The sequence below is a fragment of the Caballeronia grimmiae genome (genome assembly GCF_022879615.1).
Lineage (GTDB): Bacteria > Pseudomonadota > Gammaproteobacteria > Burkholderiales > Burkholderiaceae > Caballeronia > Caballeronia grimmiae.
In genome coordinates this window covers 475,823-492,417 of record NZ_CP084271.1, presented here as the reverse complement: position 1 = coordinate 492,417, position 16,595 = coordinate 475,823, and the positions used below count along the sequence as shown (strand labels likewise).

Sequence of the window (16,595 nt, the reverse complement as noted above, 5' to 3'; positions counted from 1 at the left end):
GGCAGTCCCGGTCTCCAAGTATTGAAAGGGGAATTTTCGATGGACCTTCGTAAACTGAAAACGCTGATCGACCTCGTCTCTGAATCCGGCATCTCGGAACTGGAAGTGACGGAGGGCGAAGGCAAGGTTCGCATCGTCAAGAACGCAGCACCCGTCTACATGCAGGCGCCGCAGCAGTACGCGCCGCAGGTTCAGGCGCCTTCCGCGCCGGGCATGTCCGCCGGCGTCGATGCAGGCGCAAGCGCGGGCGCAGCGACGCCGGCAGCTTCCGCGCCGCAGGGCCACATCGTGACGTCGCCGATGGTCGGCTCGTTCTACCGCGCGCCGTCGCCGGGCGCGGACCCGTTCGTCCAGGTCGGCGATACGGTGAAGGAAGGCCAGACGATCTGCATCATCGAAGCCATGAAGCTCCTGAACGAAATCGAAGCGGACAAGTCCGGCGTCGTGAAGGAAATCCTCGTCGAGAACGGTCAGGCGGTCGAGTATGGCCAGCCGCTCTTCGTGATCGGCGACTAAGCGCGTCGAGCCGTGCGCCGGGCACATCGCTCCGGTCCGCGCGGCGTCACCGCGCCGGCGCGTGCTTGTGCCTCAGACTCCTGAAAGCGCGCGCCGCCGATTCGAATCCCGAGGGCCGCTCGCGCGTGCCCGTTGATGAGCCGACCCACAGCCATGTTTGAAAAAATTCTCATTGCGAACCGCGGCGAAATCGCGCTTCGCATCCAGCGCGCGTGCCGCGAACTGGGCGTCAAGACCGTCGTCGTCTATTCGGAAGCCGACAAGGAAGCCAAGTACGTCAAGCTCGCCGACGAAGCCGTGTGTATCGGACCGGCGCCGTCGAACCTGTCGTACCTGAACATGCCGGCGCTCATCAGCGCCGCCGAAGTCACCGACGCCGAAGCCATCCACCCCGGCTACGGCTTTCTTTCCGAGAACGCCGACTTCGCCGAGCGCGTCGAGCAGTCGGGCTTTACGTTCATCGGGCCGCGCCCCGAAACCATCCGCATGATGGGCGACAAGGTCACCGCCAAGCAGACGATGATCAAGACCGGCGTGCCGTGCGTGCCGGGCTCGGAAGGCGCGTTGCCGGACGATCCGAAAGAGATCGTGAAGATCGCGCGCACGGTCGGCTATCCGGTCATCATCAAGGCGGCGGGCGGCGGCGGCGGACGCGGCATGCGCGTCGTGCATACGGAAGCGGCGCTCGTCAACGCGGTCAACATGACGCGCGAAGAAGCGGGCCGCGCGTTCGGCAATCCGCAGGTCTACATGGAGAAATTCCTGGAGAACCCGCGGCATATCGAAATTCAGGTGCTGTCGGATTCGTTCCGCAACGCGATCTGGCTCGGCGAGCGCGATTGCTCGATGCAGCGCCGTCACCAGAAGGTCATCGAAGAAGCGCCGGCGCCGGGTATCGCGCGGCGGCTGATCGACCGTATCGGCGACCGCTGCGCCGATGCGTGCAAGAAGATGGGCTACCTCGGCGCGGGCACGTTCGAATTCCTGTACGAGAACAACGAGTTCTACTTCATCGAAATGAACACGCGCGTGCAGGTCGAGCATCCGGTGACGGAGCTGATCACGGGCGTCGATATCGTGCAGGAGCAGATTCGTATCGCCGCCGGCGAGAAGCTCGCGTTCCGCCAAAAGGACATCCAGTTCCGCGGCCACGCGATCGAATGCCGCGTCAATGCGGAAGATGCGTTCAAGTTCACGCCGTCGCCGGGACGTATCACGTCGTGGCATGCGCCGGGCGGCCCGGGCATCCGCGTCGACTCGCACGCCTACAACGGCTACTTCGTCCCGCCGAACTACGATTCGATGATCGGCAAGCTGATCGCCTACGGCGCGACGCGCGAGCAGGCCATCAACCGCATGCGGATCGCGCTGTCGGAAATGGTCGTGGAAGGCATTTCGACCAACATCCCGCTGCATCGCGAGTTGATGATCGACGCCAAGTTCGTCGAGGGCGGCACGAGCATCCACTACCTCGAGAACAAGCTGGCCGCGCGTCAGGCGGCGGTGGCGGAAGAGTCCTGAGTCAGAAAGAGACACGAGCATGAGTTACCGGGAACTGATCGCCGAGCTGGATCGCGAGCACGCGGAAGCGCTGTCGGATGCGCTGCTGGAAATCGGCGCGCTGTCGGTGTCCGTCGAAGACGCCGACGCCGACACGCCCGACGAGCAACCGCTCTTCGGCGAGCCCGGCCTCACGCCGGAGCGCAGCGCGTGGAAGCGCTCGCGCGTCGTCGCGCTCCTGGCCGAGGACGCCGATCCCGCCGTGCTGCTTGCGGCGGCCGCGAACGAAATCGGCCTGAACGCGACGCCTGCGTTCTCGGTGCGCGACGTGGAAGAACAGGACTGGGTGCGCCTGACGCAAGCGCAGTTCGAGCCGATTCCGATCGGCGAGCGTATCTGGGTGGTGCCGTCGTGGCATGACGCGCCCGATCCGTCCGCGCTCGTGCTCGAACTCGACCCCGGTCTCGCGTTCGGCACGGGCAGCCATCCGACTACGCGACTCTGCATGGAGTGGCTGGAGCAATCGGTGAAGCCGGGCCAGTCGCTGCTCGACTATGGCTGCGGCTCGGGCATCCTCGCGATCCTCGCGAAGAAGTGCGGCGCCGATCCGGTCTATGGCATCGACATCGACCCGCAGGCGGTCGAATCCGCGCGCCAGAACAGCGAGCGCAACCGCGCGGCCGTCACCTACGGGCTGCCCGACGAATGCCCCGCCGGCGAGTTCGATATCGTAGTCGCGAATATTCTCTCGAATCCGCTCAAGCTGATGGCCTCGATGCTTTCCTCGAAGGTGAAGCCCGGCGGACGCATCGCGCTGTCGGGCATTCTCGCCCGACAGGCCGACGAAGTCGCAGCCGTCTATGCGGCGTGGATCGACATCGCCGTCTGGCGCGAGCACGAAGGCTGGGTGTGCCTCGCCGGAACGCGCCGCGAAAGCCATTAGAATAGCGCCATCGTTCACGACCCGGCCGCGAGGCCAATGGCAATACACATGGCGCTCGCAACCCGCTGCCCTCACTGCGAAACTGTTTTCAGGCTCGACCCGTACCTGGTCGCGCCGCATGATGGCCGCGTGCGTTGCGGACACTGTCAGGAAGTCTTCGACGCCGCGCATCATACGTTCGAGCTTCCCGACGACGCCGCCGCAACGGATGAGCCGCAGCACGCAACCATCGTCGATGACGAGGTGGCAGTCGGGCCGTCCACGTTCACCGCGCCAACGCCCGAAGCCGACAAGGAACCGCCCACGCTCGTCGTGCCCCGCACGCTCGAACTGGGCAAGCGGGCGAGCGCCGAGCCGCCCGCTGCACGCGTCGAAGACGACGATCCCACGATTCATGCGAAGCCGCCGGCATTCGCTGCGGCGCCTTCGCGTCCTGCCCGGAAGGATGCAGCCAACGAATCGGCAGTTCAGCCTCCCGCCGACGACCGGCGCAAGCCCTTTGTTCGCGTAACCGCGCCGCCCGACGATCGCCCGCCGCCGACGCCCACGCGCCCAGAACCGCCGCCGGCGCGCTTCGTCAATTCTGTCGACGACCGCGCGGAGCCGTTCATCGGTCCAGATCATCGCGAGTCCGATGCGCCGCCGCCTCGTCCCGCGCCGCCCGTCGAGCCCGCGTCCTCATGGCATGACGACGAGGAGCCGCGTTTCGGCGCACGGCCACCCGCGCCGGGTGCGGCGCACGCACCGAGCGCGAACGAAGCCTTTCCCGTGACGCGCGAGCCACGTCCCACTTCGCAGCCGCCCCGGCGCGGGCGCAAGGCCGTGCAGATTGCCGGCTACCTGCTCGCGGTGGTGCTCGCGCTGCTCTTGCTGATGCAGCTCGCGTGGTGGCAGCGTGAAGCGGTCATGGTCTACATGCCCGGCACGCGCGCCCTTTACTCCGCTATCTGCACTGAGGTCGGCTGCACGTTTTCGCCGCCGCGCTATGTCGCGGGGCTGCAGATCGAGAGTTCGGGGCTGCGTCAGGTCGACGGTCCGCACAAGCTCGAACTGAAACTGATGTTGCGCAATCGCGCCGACGTCCCGCTCGCCTATCCGGCGCTCGAACTCACGCTGCTCGACGACAAAAGCGATGTCGCGATCCGGCGGGTACTGTGGCCGCAGGATTACGCGCGACCGGGTACGATATTCGCCATCGGCCTTCCCCCGCAAAGCGCGCAGCCGGTCGTCGTACGGTTGGATACCGGCGATGCCGTCGCCGCGAATTACCGCGTTCAGGTCTTCTATCCGTGATGGCGCGATCGCGTGACGGGGCATTCGCGCCCTGCCCGCCGACCGCGCCACGCCAAGTGAAACTTCCCGTCAGCATCTGACACCTCTCTGGAGCGCAACATGAGTCAAGTTACCCTCGGCGGCAATCCCATCGAAGTCAGCGGCACGTTCCCGAGCGCAGGACAGCAAGCCCCGGAATTCAACCTCGTCGGCACGGATCTCGGCGACATCACGCTCGCGAGCTTCGCGGGCAAGCGCAAGGTGCTGAACATCGTGCCGAGCCTCGACACGCCGACCTGCGCCACGTCGACGCGCAAGTTCAACGAATCCGCCGGCAAGCTGGACAACACCGTCGTGCTCGTCGTTTCGGGCGACCTGCCGTTCGCGGCCAAGCGTTTCTGCACGACCGAAGGCCTCGCCAACGTCGTGACGGCGTCGACGTTCCGCGGCCATGATTTCGCGCAGGCGTATGGCGTCGATGTCGCGAGCGGTCCGCTCAAGGGGCTGACGGCGCGCGCAGTCGTCGTCCTCGATGAGAACAACAAGGTGCTGCATGCCGAACTCGTGCCCGAGATCAAGAACGAGCCGAACTACGATGCGGCGCTGGCGGCGCTGAAGTAAGCTGCACGGCCGGACCGCTTACGGCGGTCCGCGCATACGAGGCGCGGCAGCCATCGAAACCGAAAAGCCGCCGCCGCGCGCCGTATGCGCATTCTCTTGCTCGGCACCCCAACTTAAAGGACGTTCGCCTTGGCTACGCTCATCTGCGGCTCGCTCGCCTATGACAACATCATGACTTTCCAGGGCCGCTTCGGCGACCACATCCTGCCGGATCAGGTGCACATGCTGAACATCAGCTTCCTGGTCCCGACAATGCGGCGCAACTTCGGCGGCTGCGCGGGCAACATCGCCTATGCGCTGAAACTGCTCGGCGGCGATCCGAAGATCATGGCGACGCTCGGCGAAGCGGACGCGCAGCTTTACATCGACCGTCTCGACGCGCTCGGTTTGTCGAAGGAATATGTGCGCGTGCTGCCCGGCCAGCACTCGGCGCAATGCTTCATCACGACCGACCTCGCGAACAACCAGATCACCGCCTTCCACCCCGGCGCGATGATGGAGTCGCACCTCAACCGCGCCGACGAAGCGCAGGGCATCTCGCTCGGCATCGTCGCGCCGGACGGCGCCGACGGCATGCGCGAACACGCCGCCCAGTTCGCCGCTGCGGGCGTGCCATTCGTCTTCGATCCGGGTCAGGGTTTGCCTATCCTTGAAGGTGTAGAACTCTGTCGCATGATTGAACTTGCCAAATACGTGGCGGTCAACGATTACGAAGCCAAGTTGTTGAGCAACAAGACCGGCTGGTCGATCGAAGACATCAAGAGCCGCGTCGATGCGCTGATCGTGACGCGCGGCGAGCATGGCGCCCAGATCTATCATGAGGGCGGCGTGCTCGACGTGCCGGTTGCGAAGGCGCGTCAGGTCATCGATCCGACCGGCTGCGGCGACGCGTTCCGCGGCGGCCTGCTGTACGGCATCGAGAACAATCTTGGCTGGGAAAAAACGGGGCGTCTCGCGAGTCTGATGGGTGCGTTGAAGATCGAACATCAAGGCCCGCAAACCTATGCGCCGACGCGCGCCGAAATCGAAGAGCGTTTCAAGCAGGCATTCGGAACGAGCCTGTCGTGAGCGAGTGGAAGAAGGGAGTGAAGGGATGAAAACGGTAAGTCGCATCATGCTGGCAGCAACGCTCATCGGCTCAGTGGCGCTGACGGGCTGCGCGTATAACAGCAGTTCGCCCGACGTCTACACGGCGTCGCAGGCGCAGCGCGAGGAAACGGTGCGCATGGCGACCGTCGAAAGCGTGCGCGGCGTGAAGATCAGCTCGAACAACGGGCAGCCGAGCGGTCTCGGCGCAATCGGCGGCGGCGCGCTCGGCGGTGTCGCGGCGGGCAGCGCCATCGGCGGCGGCAACGGGTCGATCATCGCGGGCATCATCGGCGGTCTGGCGGGCGCGGTCGCGGGTAACGCGGTCGAGAACAGCGTCGCGACGAAGAACGGCCTGGAGATCACCGTGCGCCTCGACAACGGCGACCTGCGCGCGATCACGCAGACATCGAACGGCGAAGTGTTTCAGGCTGGCGAGCGCGTTCGCCTGCTGTCGAGCGGCGGCGTGACGCGCGTCACGCACTAGGCACCAGCGGATTCAACCGAGGAATCCTCAGCGATTCTTCGGCGGATGACAGAAGCGCATGCCTCGAAAGAGGCATGCGCTTTTTGTTTGCGGCGTGTTCGAGCGCGTGACATTGCCGCTGTGTGCGGCGCCACGCGAAAAACCCGTCGCCGAGTTCCCCCAGCGACGGGTCGAGGCCGGGTAGGCCTACCCGGTCGTAAGGCACAGCGAGGTGTGCCGCGGTGATGCGTCCTGCTTGTGCCGAGACTTACGGACGGCTGCCGGTCGGGAACGGCCATGCCGCCGCCGGGTTCAGCGCCGTCTTGACTGCTGCAGCCGGAGCGGCCGGAGCAGGCGTCGAGACAGTCGTTGCCGTCGTTGCGGGAGCGGCAGCGGTCGTCTTCTTGGCAGCAGCGGCCTTCTTGGCCGGAGCCTTCTTCGCTGCGGGCGCAGCCTTCTTCGCTGCGGGAGCAGGCGCGGGAGCCGACGCCGACGTCGAAGCAGGCGCAGGAGCAGCAGGCGCGGCAGGAGCAGAAGCAGTCTTCGCCGACGCCTTCTTCGCAGGGGCTTTCTTCGCAGCAGCCTTCTTAGCGGGGGCCTTTTTCGCAGGAGCCTTTTTGGCGGCAGCCTTCTTCGCGGCCGCTTTCTTCGCAGGCGCCTTCTTGGCGGCAGCCTTCTTCGCCGGCGCCTTCTTCGCAGCGGCTTTCTTCGTCGCTACTTTCTTGGTCGCGACTTTCTTGGCTGCGGCTTTCTTAGCGGGCGCCTTCTTCGCAGCGACCTTCTTGGCTGCGGCTTTCTTCGCCGGCGCCTTCTTCGCGGCGACCTTCTTTGCCGCTACCTTCTTGGTCGCGACTTTCTTTGCTGCTGCCTTCTTCGCCGGCGCTGCCTTCTTGGCGGCAACCTTCTTCACTGCGACTTTCTTTGCAGCGACCTTCTTGGTGGCGACCTTCTTTGCCGCTACCTTCTTCGCCGGAGCGGCTGCCTTCTTGGCGGTGACTTTCTTTGCTGCGGCCTTCTTAGCGGCGGGTTTCTTTTTGGCGACTGCCATGATTTTTCTCCTTCAGGTTTTCAGATGAGAGTCAGTTCAAACAACACCCTTCGTCAAAACCCGCTTCCCGCGTGGAGGCTCTCAGGGCACACGCTACGAAGCGGATTATTCATCGGCGTACGCTGATCCCACCTGCTTACGCTAATGAATACGGCAAGGCGCGCCGTGCCCCGAGGCACCGCGCGCCAAATAAAGTCAGCGCCAATACCGAGCGCCGCCCATCGCTTGATCGAGCCAGCGAGCTTGCCGCTGGCGTTTTCCGGGGGGAAGTTTGCCCATCCCATTGAAGGGAACGCAAAACGCCTGTCTTCGAATCGGGCCACTCGGTCCGTTAAGTCAGTAGGCGCACTTTGCATCAGGCGACCGTTCTCCTAAACCTTGTCAGTCAGGCGCGCGTGAGTGACACGCCGCTGCCTGCCCGTCCCATCGATTTCGTCTGCAACACGTCCTGGGCTTGTTGTTATTCCCAGGTCAGCGCGCCGCCGGTTTGATACTCAATCACGCGTGTCTCGAAGAAGTTGCGTTCCTTCTTCAAGTCGATCATTTCGCTCATCCACGGGAACGGGTTTTCCTCGTTCGGGAAGAGCGGGTCCAGGCCGATCTGCTGGCAACGCCGATTGCAGATGAAGCGCAGGTAACTCTTGAACATCGACGCATTCAGGCCGAGAACCCCGCGCGGCATGGTGTCTTCAGCGTAGCGATATTCAAGATCAACAGCTTGCTTGAAGAGCTCACGGATCTCCGCCTTGAACTCGGCGGTCCACAGTTGCGGCTCTTCGAGCTTGATCTGATTGATGAGGTCGATGCCGAAGTTGCAGTGCATCGATTCATCGCGGAGGATGTACTGATACTGCTCCGCCGCGCCCGTCATCTTGTTCTGGCGACCCAGCGCCAGAATCTGCGTGAAGCCCACATAGAAGAACAGACCTTCCATGATGCAGGCGAACACGATCAACGACTTGAGCAATTTCTGGTCCGCTTCCAGCGTGCCGGTGGTGAACGCCGGATCGGTCAACGTCTGGATGAACGGGATGAGGAACTCGTCCTTGTCCCGGATGGACTTCACTTCGTGATACGCGTTGAAGATCTCGCTTTCGTCGAGACCGAGCGATTCGACGATGTACTGATACGCATGCGTATGGATCGCCTCTTCGAACGCCTGGCGCAGCAGGAACTGGCGGCACTCCGGAGCGGTGATGTGACGATACGTGCCGAGCACGATGTTGTTCGCGGCGAGCGAGTCCGCCGTCACGAAGAAGCCGAGGTTGCGCTTGACGATGCGACGCTCGTCATCGGACAGACCGTTCGGGTCTTTCCACAGGGCGATGTCTCGCGACATGTTCACTTCCTGCGGCATCCAGTGATTCGCGCAACCGGCGAGGTACTTCTCCCACGCCCACTTGTACTTGAACGGCACCAGCTGGTTGACGTCGGTCTGGCCGTTGATGATGCGCTTGTCTGCGACGTTGACGCGCGCTTCGCTCTGCGCGGCGATAGCGCCCGCGGAGGGCGTGGCGGCTGCCGGGGGAACGAAGCCATCGGAGAAGATGTTGTTCGCCTGAGCAGACTGATGGGCGGCTTGATGAGCTGCAGCATGTGCTGCTTGCGTACCGAAAGTCGTGCCTTGAGCGTTGCGCAACGGGTTCTGTTGCGAAGCGCTCGAGGGAGCTACGGTCGTGTTCTCGTCATCCCAGTTGAGCATAAATTCTCACCATCAATTTAGATCGGTTTGTACCATCTTTTCATGAGCGATAAAAGAGCTTGCTCATGAAAATTCTCGTTTTCTAGCGATTTGGATTCAGCGTTGCTACCTGCATACAACACTTGGCTCTTCGCTTCATGTGTGACGCGTGATGCAGGCACCGATGAGACAGGTGTGAAGCGGTCCTCACTGACTGTCATCGAGTGCTTCGATGCGGTCTGCGCCGCGTTGCTTCGATGCTTCGAAGCGATGGTTCGAACGCGAGCGCAGCATGTGTCGATGTGAAGCGTTCGATGGTTCGCATGAGCGGTCGACACTCGTGACGTTCATGCGGCTGATGCGAACTCGCACGCGATGTCATCGACGATGAAGCGGCATGTCGGACTCGCGATTTTTCTTGCGCATCTGATGCGCGAGGAACGCTGCCGGCGACTCGTTAAAGCGCTTCGATTCCGTTGCCGAAGTTTAGCATTTTCGGATCAATCCATACAAGATATTGTGTCTGTCGCGGTCGATCCATACAACATATAGGGCCGCTGCGCAAGTGCGAAAAAGCGTCATCGGCGTAGCGGATCGAGCAGAGAACGCAGGTTGTTGTGATCGATCTCGTGCATGAGCGCAAGCAACGCGCCGAGCTTGCCTTGAGGAAAACCCTCACGCGCGAACCATGCGAGATAGTGTGCGGGCAAGTCGGCGATAAGCCGGTCCTTGTACTTGCCGTAGGGCATCGTCTGCGTGACGAGACGTTGCAGGTCTTTCGGGTCCATCGTTTCTCGACTCCTGTTGCATGTTCATCGCATCACATAGCGCGACGCTGGCGGTCGGCGTGTGCTCCACATCGGTGCCATAATCGCCGCTCCTCCCGCCATGATGATCGTTCTCTGATGCCGCTCGCCGTCAAAGCTTTCATTGCCCCTCTCATCGTCGCATGTGCGATGTTCATGGAAAGCGTCGACGCCAACGTCATCGTTACTGCGATTCCCGAAATGGCCCGGGCGTTCGGACGCGATCCCGTCACACTCAAGATCGCGGTCACGAGCTATGTGCTTGGCCTCGGCGTCTTCATTCCGATCTGCGGCTGGGTCGCCGACCGCTTCGGCGCACGTGTCGTGTTTCGAACGGCCATCGGCATCTTCGTCGTCGGCTCGCTGCTTTGTGCGGCGTCGACATCGCTTGGAACGTTCACCGTCGCGCGCTTCATTCAGGGCGTCGGCGGCGCGATGATGGTGCCCGTCGGACGCATCATCATCTTCCGCTCGGTGCGCCGCTCGGAGTTCATTCGCGCGATGAACTACCTGTCGGTGCCTGCAATGCTCGGACCCGCCGCTGGTCCGCTGCTCGGCGGCTTCATCACGACGTATCTGCACTGGCGGCTGATTTTCTTCATCAACATTCCGATCGGCATTGCCGGCATCTACCTGACCAATCGATACATCACCGACACGCGTGAAGAGCATCCCGGCCGGCTCGACTGGTTCGGCTTCTTTCTTTCGGCGAGCGCGGGCGTGTTGCTGATGCTCGGGCTGTCGCTCGTCGGCGGCGAGCTGGTGCCGCAGAGCGTCGCTTACGCGATGTGCGTTCTTGGCGCGGTGATGGTCGCGCTCTACATCCTGCATGCGCGGCGCGCCGAGCGGCCGCTGCTCGACTTGCGCTTCTTTCGCGTGCCGACGTTTCAGGCGAGCGTCGGTGGCGGCTCGCTCTTTCGCATCGGACTGGGCGCCGTGCCGTTTCTGCTGCCGCTCGCGTTGCAGGAAGGGCTCGGCATGACGGCGTTCAAGTCCGGCGCGATCACGTGTGCGTCCGCGTTCGGCGGCATGTTCATGCGATCGCTGGCGTCGCGCGTGTTGCATCGCTTCGGCTTCCGGCAGACGCTGCTGTACAACGCGGCGTTGTCGGGGATCGCGATCGCTGCATGCGGCGCGTTCTTTCCCGGCACGCCGACATGGGTCATCTGGGCGGTCGTGCTGCTCGGCGGATTCTTTCCTGCGTTGCAGTTCACGTCGCTCAACTCGCTCGCTTATGCGGAGATCGAGACGCGCGATGTGGGCCGGGCCACCAGCCTGGCCAGTTTCGTGCAGCAGGTTTCGCTCGGGCTCGGGGTGACGATCGCCGGCATCACGCTCGAGCTGTCGCAGTATCTGAATGGCCACGCTTCCGTGCGCTGGTCGGACTTCTGGCCTGCGTTCATGGTGGTGGGTCTGTTTTCGTTTCTTTCGATGCCGGTTACTGCGCGCCTGTCGCGCGATGCCGGACGGGAGATCTCGCGCGGGACGCGAGGGTAAGTTCTTTCTCTCTGCCGCGCTGGTTCAACGCCGCAATGAAAAAGGCCGGTATCGAAGTCGTCCCCGAAGGAAAGAAGCATCCGATACCGGCCCTACCGCTCGGGGAAAGCCAGGCTTCCCCCAAGCGCCCTCTCGCGACGAGAGAGCAAACCTCTTACTGACAGGCCTCGCACTCGTCGAACCCGGCGTCGCCCGGACGCATCATGCAAACCGGGCCATCGGCTTCCGGTGCATCCGCCGCTGCGGCAGGCGCCGCGTTGAAGCCACCGCCCGCAGCACCGCTCCCCGCCGATGCCCCGCCGCCCGAAGCACCGAACCCGCCATCGGAACCCGACGAAGGAACCGCGTTCAGCGCACCGTGCGCAACAGTCGACTTCTCGACGTGCGTCGCCGCCATCGTACGGAGGTAATACGTCGTCTTCAGGCCACGCAGCCAGGCGAGCTTGTAGACCTCGTCGAGCTTCTTGCCCGAAGCGCCGCCCATGTAGATGTTCAGCGACTGCGCCTGATCGATCCACTTCTGACGACGCGACGCCGCCTCGACCAGCCACTTCGGATCGACTTCAAACGCCGTCGCGTAGATCGCGCGCAGGTCCGCCGGAATGCGGTCGATGCGCGACAGCGTGCCGTCGAAGTACTTCAGGTCCGAGACCATCACCTCGTCCCACAGGCCGCGCGCCTTCAGGTCACGCACCAGGTAGTCGTTCACCACCGTGAATTCGCCCGACAGATTCGACTTCACGTACAGGTTCTGGAACGTCGGCTCGATACACGCCGACACGCCGATGATGTTCGAGATCGTCGCCGTCGGCGCAATCGCCACGCAGTTCGAATTGCGCATGCCGTGCGTCGCGATGCGCGAACGCAGCGTCGACCAGTCCATCGTCTCGGTCGTATCGACTTCGACATAACCGCCGCGGGCTTCGGCGAGCAGCTTGATCGTATCCTGCGGGAGAATGCCGCGATCCCACAGCGAGCCGCGATACGTCGCGTAGCGGCCGCGCTCTTCCGCCAGTTCCGTCGACGCGTAGTACGCGTAGTAGCAGACGGCTTCCATCGAACGATCCGCGAACTCCACCGCTTCCTGCGACGCGTACGGCGTGCGCAGCAAGTGCAGGCAGTCCTGGAAGCCCATGATGCCCATCCCCACCGGACGATGCTTCAGGTTCGAATTGCGCGCCTTTGCCACCGCGTAATAGTTGATGTCGATGACGTTGTCGAGCATGCGCATCGCGACGCTGATCGTGCGCTTCAGCTTCTCGTGATCCAGCGCGAGCGTGCCGTCGGCCTGCTTCGTCAAGTGCGCGACGAGGTTCACGGAGCCAAGGTTGCAGACCGCGATTTCGCTGTCGCTCGTGTTCAGCGTGATTTCAGTGCACAGGTTCGACGAATGGACGACGCCCACGTGCTGCTGCGGCGAACGCACGTTGCACGGATCCTTGAACGTGATCCACGGATGGCCCGTCTCGAACAGCATGCCGAGCATCTTGCGCCACAGTTGCGCCGCCGGAACCTTCTTGAACAGCTTGATTTCGCCGCGCGCCGCCTTGTCTTCATAGCCCGTGTACGCCTTTTCGAACGCCGCGCCGAACAGGTCGTGCAGGTCCGGGCAGGTGGCCGGCGAGAACAGCGTCCAGTCGCCGCCTTCGTGGACGCGCTTCATGAACAGGTCGGGAATCCAGTTCGCCGTGTTCATGTCGTGCGTGCGGCGACGGTCATCGCCCGTGTTCTTGCGCAGTTCCAGGAACTCTTCGATGTCCAGGTGCCACGTCTCGAGGTACGCGCAGACCGCGCCCTTGCGCTTGCCGCCCTGATTCACGGCGACGGCCGTGTCGTTCACGACCTTCAGGAACGGCACCACGCCCTGCGATTTGCCGTTCGTGCCCTTGATGTGCGAGCCGAGCGCGCGCACGCGGGTCCAGTCGTTGCCGAGGCCGCCCGCGAACTTCGAGAGCAGCGCGTTTTCCTTCAGCGCTTCGTAGATGCCGTCGAGGTCGTCGGCAACCGTCGTCAGATAGCACGACGACAACTGCGAGCGATGCGTGCCCGAGTTGAACAGCGTCGGCGTCGACGACATGAAGTCGAACGACGACAGTACGTTGTAGAACTCGATGGCGCGCGCTTCGCGGTCGATCTCGTTGAGCGACAGGCCCATCGCGACGCGCATGAAGAACGCCTGCGGCAACTCGATGCGCGCGCCGTCGACGTGCAGGAAGTAGCGGTCGTACAACGTCTGCAAGCCCAGATAGCCGAATTGCAGGTCGCGATTCGCGTCGAGCGCGGCGCCGAGGCGCTTCAGGTCGAACTGCTGCAGCTTCTCGTCGAGCAGGCCGGCTTCGATGCCGCGCTTGATGAACTGCGGGAAATATTCGGCGTAACGCTCGCCCATTTCGGCTTGCGTCACTTCTTCGCCGAGGATTTCACGGCGGATCGTGTGCAGCAGAATGCGCGCCGTGACCTGGCTGTATGCCGGGTCCTTCTCGATCATCGTGCGTGCCGCGAGAATGGCCGAGTCGTAGACCTGGCTCATCGGCACGCCGTCGTACAGGTTCTTCACCGTTTCGGCAACGATCGGGTCGGCGGACACCGCATCGCCCAGATTCGCGCATGCGGAGACGATCAGCCCCTTCAGCGCTTCGAGATCGAGCGGACGCGTCACGCCGTTGTCCGTCACGTTGATGACGCCGCCTTCATGCGACTGCGCATCCTGCGCGGCCGAGCGCTCTTGCGAACGCTGCTGCGTGCGCTTCTCGCGATACAGAACGTAGGCGCGCGCGACGTTGTGCTCGCCGCCGCGCATCAGCGCGAGTTCGACCTGATCCTGAATGTCTTCGATGTGGAACGTGCCGCCGTGCGGACGGCTGCGCACCAGCGCGCGCACGACCGCTTGCGTCAGCTGCTCGACGAGCTCGCGCACACGCGCCGAAGCCGCGCCCTGCCCGCCATTGACGGCGATGAACGCCTTCGTCACGGCGATGGAAATCTTCGACGGCTCGAACGACACCACGCTTCCGTTGCGACGGATGACCTTGTAGTCGGCAAACGTCGTGTTGGGCGCGAGCGCTTGCGCGCCCTGGCCTTGCGCACCGCCCGCGGGCTGTGCGGTTGCGCCTTCGAAGGAAGACGTGGCGTTCTCGGTGGTTTGCATGTGCAAAACTCCTGGTGTTCGAATGGTGCGGATGATCCGCGGATTTATCACTTGTGCCGCGCGTGTCGCGCCATCTGACGACGATGCAACGCGCGGTGTTTTTTTGCGGTGAAGCCGGGCTGTGAAGTCGGCCGTGAAGCCGGCAAGCCCTGAAACGCGATTCGCGGCGATGTCGGCCCGCACTGTTCTTGGCGCCGCGTGCGGGGCCCGCGTTGGCGCGCGGTTATCGGCCGACGCGACGCGCGTTCACTTGCTGCCTTCTTCACGGTGATGCTCGCCGGCGCTCGATACGGTTCGCCGTTTTTCGAGGCCGGCCGGAAACCGACCCGGCCAGCCGAACGTTCCCTTGCTTGCGCCGGAAAGCCAACGGCGCCGGCTCGTAGGAGCGGGCGCCGCCTCAACAACACAAGATATAGTGCAAATTACGTCTGCGAGCACCAAGTATAGTGGAACTTCGGACGGTCTCAAAAAGGTTTTTTTGCTGACGAAACGCCTTCGCGGGGTTGACTTCTGCGACGCCGAAGCACGACAAGGCATCGAGCCTGACGTTGCTGCGTCGCAGCGAGAAAGACCTTACGCGGCGCGCAGTCGCAGTTCGCGGGGTTGCTCAGATGGCGGGCTGAAATGAGAAAAACGATGACCGCAACGCGCGGTGGCGATCGCTTGAAATGCGATGCGCGTCCTGATCGGTTGCGCTTAACCGCTCAATCGCTCATCGTGCGTCGCGGCCGGTCGGACGGTTGGCGTGACGGCGTGCGTGATCGCTGCAGCAGAAGCGTTCTCCCGCCACGACGATGGCTTCGCTGCGCGGCGTATGCACGCCGCATTGCGCGCAGCGGATGAGCGGATCGGCGAGTTGCGGGGCGTCGCTGGCTGCGGCGCCGTTGCGGGCGCGCGAGCTCGTCGAACCGGCGGAGTCCGCCGCGCCCGTCGCGCCCGATTGCGCGCGCTGATTCGCGCGGCGCAGCTTCTTCAGGAGCCACTGCGTGACGAAGAAGAGGAAGATCAGAAGAATGAAGTTTCGCATCGACTGGAAAAGTGGAGTCGCGCGCTCAGATGACGGCGCGATGCAGCAGCACTTCGAACACAAACCGGCTGCCGACATACGCGAGCAGCAACGCCACGAACGAAGCAAGCACCCAGCGCAGCGCGGCGCGCCCGCGCCAGCCGGAGATGCGCCGCGCGGTGAGCAGCGCGCCGAACATCAGCCAGGAGAGGAAAGCGAAGATGGTCTTGTGATCGAAGCGCAACGCGCGATCGACCAGTTGCTCATTAAACGCGATGCCCGACACCAGCGTGAGCGTCAGCAGCACGAAGCCCGCGCCGATCAGCCGGAACAGCAGCTTTTCGAGCGTGAGCAGCGGCGGCAAGGTGTCGAGCCAGCTCGCGAGCCAGCCGTTGTTGCCGGAGTGGCGCATCGCGAGGCCGCGCATGCGCTGCAGGCGACGTTCGAGCATGAGCATCAGAATGGCGTGCAGCGCGGCGATGGCGAACAACCCATACGCGATGTTCGCGATCAGGAAGTGGAGCTTGAACATCGGCGCGGCGGAATACGACAGCACGCGCACGCCGCCGAACACCAGCGGCAGGACCGACGCCACGCACGCGAGCGGCAGCACGAGCAGGCGCAAGCCGTCGAGCGGAAAGAAGAAGCTCTCGATCCAGTAGATGCCCGCGCCGAGCCAGAACATCGCGGAAAGCGCGAATGCGAAGCCAAACACCATCGCGTTCTGCGGGAAGATGGTCGTGTGCAGCAACAGGCCGTGCACGAGCAACGCTATTAATAGTAGCGCGCGCCCGACGCCGCTCATGCCGGAAGCCTTCGATGCAGCCGCGGGCGTCGCGCCCACGCCCGCAGGCACGCCCGCCAGCGCCGGCTCGACGCCCGTATGACGATGCGCGCGCCAGCCCGCCACGGCCAGTCCGCCGTAGAGAAGCGCAGTGAGGGCATACAGTACAATATCCATGTTCGAAGTTTACACTAGGCCCCGAACCCGCGACGTCTTCCCCC

At 63.6% G+C, this 16,595-nt stretch carries 14 protein-coding genes and 1 pseudogene; 8 read left to right on the top strand and 7 right to left on the bottom strand.

Features of this window, described 5'->3' with window-relative positions:
• Positions 1-39: 39 nt before the first annotated feature.
• The 7 genes from accB to LDZ21_RS02370 all read left to right on the top strand — a co-directional run bounded on the left by accB (position 40) and on the right by LDZ21_RS02370 (position 6,425).
• Positions 40-516: an acetyl-CoA carboxylase biotin carboxyl carrier protein gene (gene accB, locus LDZ21_RS02400; RefSeq protein ID WP_035966790.1), complete on the top strand. Its 477-nt coding sequence runs from the start codon at positions 40-42 to the stop codon at positions 514-516.
• 153 nt (positions 517-669) lie between these two features.
• The gene (accC, locus tag LDZ21_RS02395) at positions 670-2,037 is read left to right on the top strand and encodes an acetyl-CoA carboxylase biotin carboxylase subunit (protein WP_035966792.1); all 1,368 of its coding nucleotides are present in this window, start codon (positions 670-672) and stop codon (positions 2,035-2,037) included.
• Between the two features lie 19 nt (positions 2,038-2,056).
• Positions 2,057-2,959 (top strand): 50S ribosomal protein L11 methyltransferase, encoded by a 903-nt coding sequence (gene prmA, locus LDZ21_RS02390; protein ID WP_244794018.1) that lies wholly within the window; start codon positions 2,057-2,059, stop codon positions 2,957-2,959.
• A gap of 48 nt (positions 2,960-3,007) precedes the next feature.
• Positions 3,008-4,252, top strand: a complete 1,245-nt coding sequence (locus LDZ21_RS02385) for a zinc-ribbon and DUF3426 domain-containing protein (RefSeq protein WP_244794016.1) — start codon at positions 3,008-3,010, stop codon at positions 4,250-4,252.
• 99 nt (positions 4,253-4,351) lie between these two features.
• Positions 4,352-4,852 (top strand): thiol peroxidase, encoded by a 501-nt coding sequence (tpx, locus tag LDZ21_RS02380; protein ID WP_244794014.1) that lies wholly within the window; start codon positions 4,352-4,354, stop codon positions 4,850-4,852.
• A gap of 129 nt (positions 4,853-4,981) precedes the next feature.
• The gene (locus LDZ21_RS02375) at positions 4,982-5,920 is read left to right on the top strand and encodes a carbohydrate kinase family protein (protein ID WP_244794012.1); all 939 of its coding nucleotides are present in this window, start codon (positions 4,982-4,984) and stop codon (positions 5,918-5,920) included.
• Between the two features lie 25 nt (positions 5,921-5,945).
• Complete coding sequence (locus LDZ21_RS02370) at positions 5,946-6,425, top strand: outer membrane lipoprotein (protein WP_035966802.1); 480 nt, start codon at positions 5,946-5,948, stop codon at positions 6,423-6,425.
• Positions 6,426-6,672: 247 nt separating this feature from the next.
• On the opposite strand, the gene LDZ21_RS02365 is transcribed toward LDZ21_RS02370, so the two are convergent.
• The 4 genes and pseudogenes from LDZ21_RS02365 to LDZ21_RS02355 all read right to left on the bottom strand — a co-directional run bounded on the left by LDZ21_RS02365 (position 6,673) and on the right by LDZ21_RS02355 (position 9,921).
• Positions 6,673-7,452 (bottom strand): histone H1-like repetitive region-containing protein, encoded by a 780-nt coding sequence (locus LDZ21_RS02365; protein ID WP_075583164.1) that lies wholly within the window; start codon positions 7,450-7,452, stop codon positions 6,673-6,675.
• 31 nt (positions 7,453-7,483) lie between these two features.
• Positions 7,484-7,808, bottom strand: a pseudogene (locus LDZ21_RS31270) (hypothetical protein).
• A 104-nt stretch (positions 7,809-7,912) separates the two neighbouring features.
• Positions 7,913-9,154: a ribonucleotide-diphosphate reductase subunit beta gene (locus LDZ21_RS02360; protein ID WP_035966804.1), complete on the bottom strand. Its 1,242-nt coding sequence runs from the start codon at positions 9,152-9,154 to the stop codon at positions 7,913-7,915.
• A gap of 557 nt (positions 9,155-9,711) precedes the next feature.
• Positions 9,712-9,921: a DUF3820 family protein gene (locus tag LDZ21_RS02355; protein WP_244794011.1), complete on the bottom strand. Its 210-nt coding sequence runs from the start codon at positions 9,919-9,921 to the stop codon at positions 9,712-9,714.
• 117 nt (positions 9,922-10,038) lie between these two features.
• Here LDZ21_RS02355 and LDZ21_RS02350 point away from each other — a divergent pair, with 117 nt between their 5' ends.
• Positions 10,039-11,436 (top strand): MFS transporter, encoded by a 1,398-nt coding sequence (locus tag LDZ21_RS02350; RefSeq protein WP_035966808.1) that lies wholly within the window; start codon positions 10,039-10,041, stop codon positions 11,434-11,436.
• A 154-nt stretch (positions 11,437-11,590) separates the two neighbouring features.
• On the opposite strand, the gene LDZ21_RS02345 is transcribed toward LDZ21_RS02350, so the two are convergent.
• From LDZ21_RS02345 to LDZ21_RS02335, 3 genes are all read right to left on the bottom strand, one after another.
• Positions 11,591-14,584 (bottom strand): ribonucleoside-diphosphate reductase subunit alpha, encoded by a 2,994-nt coding sequence (locus LDZ21_RS02345; RefSeq protein ID WP_244794009.1) that lies wholly within the window; start codon positions 14,582-14,584, stop codon positions 11,591-11,593.
• A gap of 712 nt (positions 14,585-15,296) precedes the next feature.
• Positions 15,297-15,611 (bottom strand): PP0621 family protein, encoded by a 315-nt coding sequence (locus LDZ21_RS02340; protein WP_244794007.1) that lies wholly within the window; start codon positions 15,609-15,611, stop codon positions 15,297-15,299.
• A 25-nt stretch (positions 15,612-15,636) separates the two neighbouring features.
• A complete protein-coding gene (locus tag LDZ21_RS02335) occupies positions 15,637-16,551 on the bottom strand; it encodes a cytochrome C assembly family protein (protein ID WP_035966820.1) in 915 nt (304 codons plus the stop codon).
• Positions 16,552-16,595 lie beyond the last annotated feature (44 nt).

Bases quoted from the DNA above. Each gene is read 5' to 3' on its own strand.
- LDZ21_RS02365 (WP_075583164.1), bottom strand. From the start codon at position 7,452: ATGGCAGTCGCCAAAAAGAAACCCGCCGCTAAGAAGGCCGCAGCAAAG.
- LDZ21_RS02360 (WP_035966804.1), bottom strand. From the start codon at position 9,154: ATGCTCAACTGGGATGACGAGAACACGACCGTAGCTCCCTCGAGCGCT.
- LDZ21_RS02345 (WP_244794009.1), bottom strand. From the start codon at position 14,584: ATGCAAACCACCGAGAACGCCACGTCTTCCTTCGAAGGCGCAACCGCA.
- accC (WP_035966792.1), top strand. From the start codon at position 670: ATGTTTGAAAAAATTCTCATTGCGAACCGCGGCGAAATCGCGCTTCGC.
- LDZ21_RS02350 (WP_035966808.1), top strand. From the start codon at position 10,039: ATGCCGCTCGCCGTCAAAGCTTTCATTGCCCCTCTCATCGTCGCATGT.
- LDZ21_RS02335 (WP_035966820.1), bottom strand. From the start codon at position 16,551: ATGGATATTGTACTGTATGCCCTCACTGCGCTTCTCTACGGCGGACTG.
- accB (WP_035966790.1), top strand. From the start codon at position 40: ATGGACCTTCGTAAACTGAAAACGCTGATCGACCTCGTCTCTGAATCC.
- prmA (WP_244794018.1), top strand. From the start codon at position 2,057: ATGAGTTACCGGGAACTGATCGCCGAGCTGGATCGCGAGCACGCGGAA.
- LDZ21_RS02355 (WP_244794011.1), bottom strand. From the start codon at position 9,921: ATGGACCCGAAAGACCTGCAACGTCTCGTCACGCAGACGATGCCCTAC.
- LDZ21_RS02370 (WP_035966802.1), top strand. From the start codon at position 5,946: ATGAAAACGGTAAGTCGCATCATGCTGGCAGCAACGCTCATCGGCTCA.
- tpx (WP_244794014.1), top strand. From the start codon at position 4,352: ATGAGTCAAGTTACCCTCGGCGGCAATCCCATCGAAGTCAGCGGCACG.
- LDZ21_RS02340 (WP_244794007.1), bottom strand. From the start codon at position 15,611: ATGCGAAACTTCATTCTTCTGATCTTCCTCTTCTTCGTCACGCAGTGG.
- LDZ21_RS02385 (WP_244794016.1), top strand. From the start codon at position 3,008: ATGGCGCTCGCAACCCGCTGCCCTCACTGCGAAACTGTTTTCAGGCTC.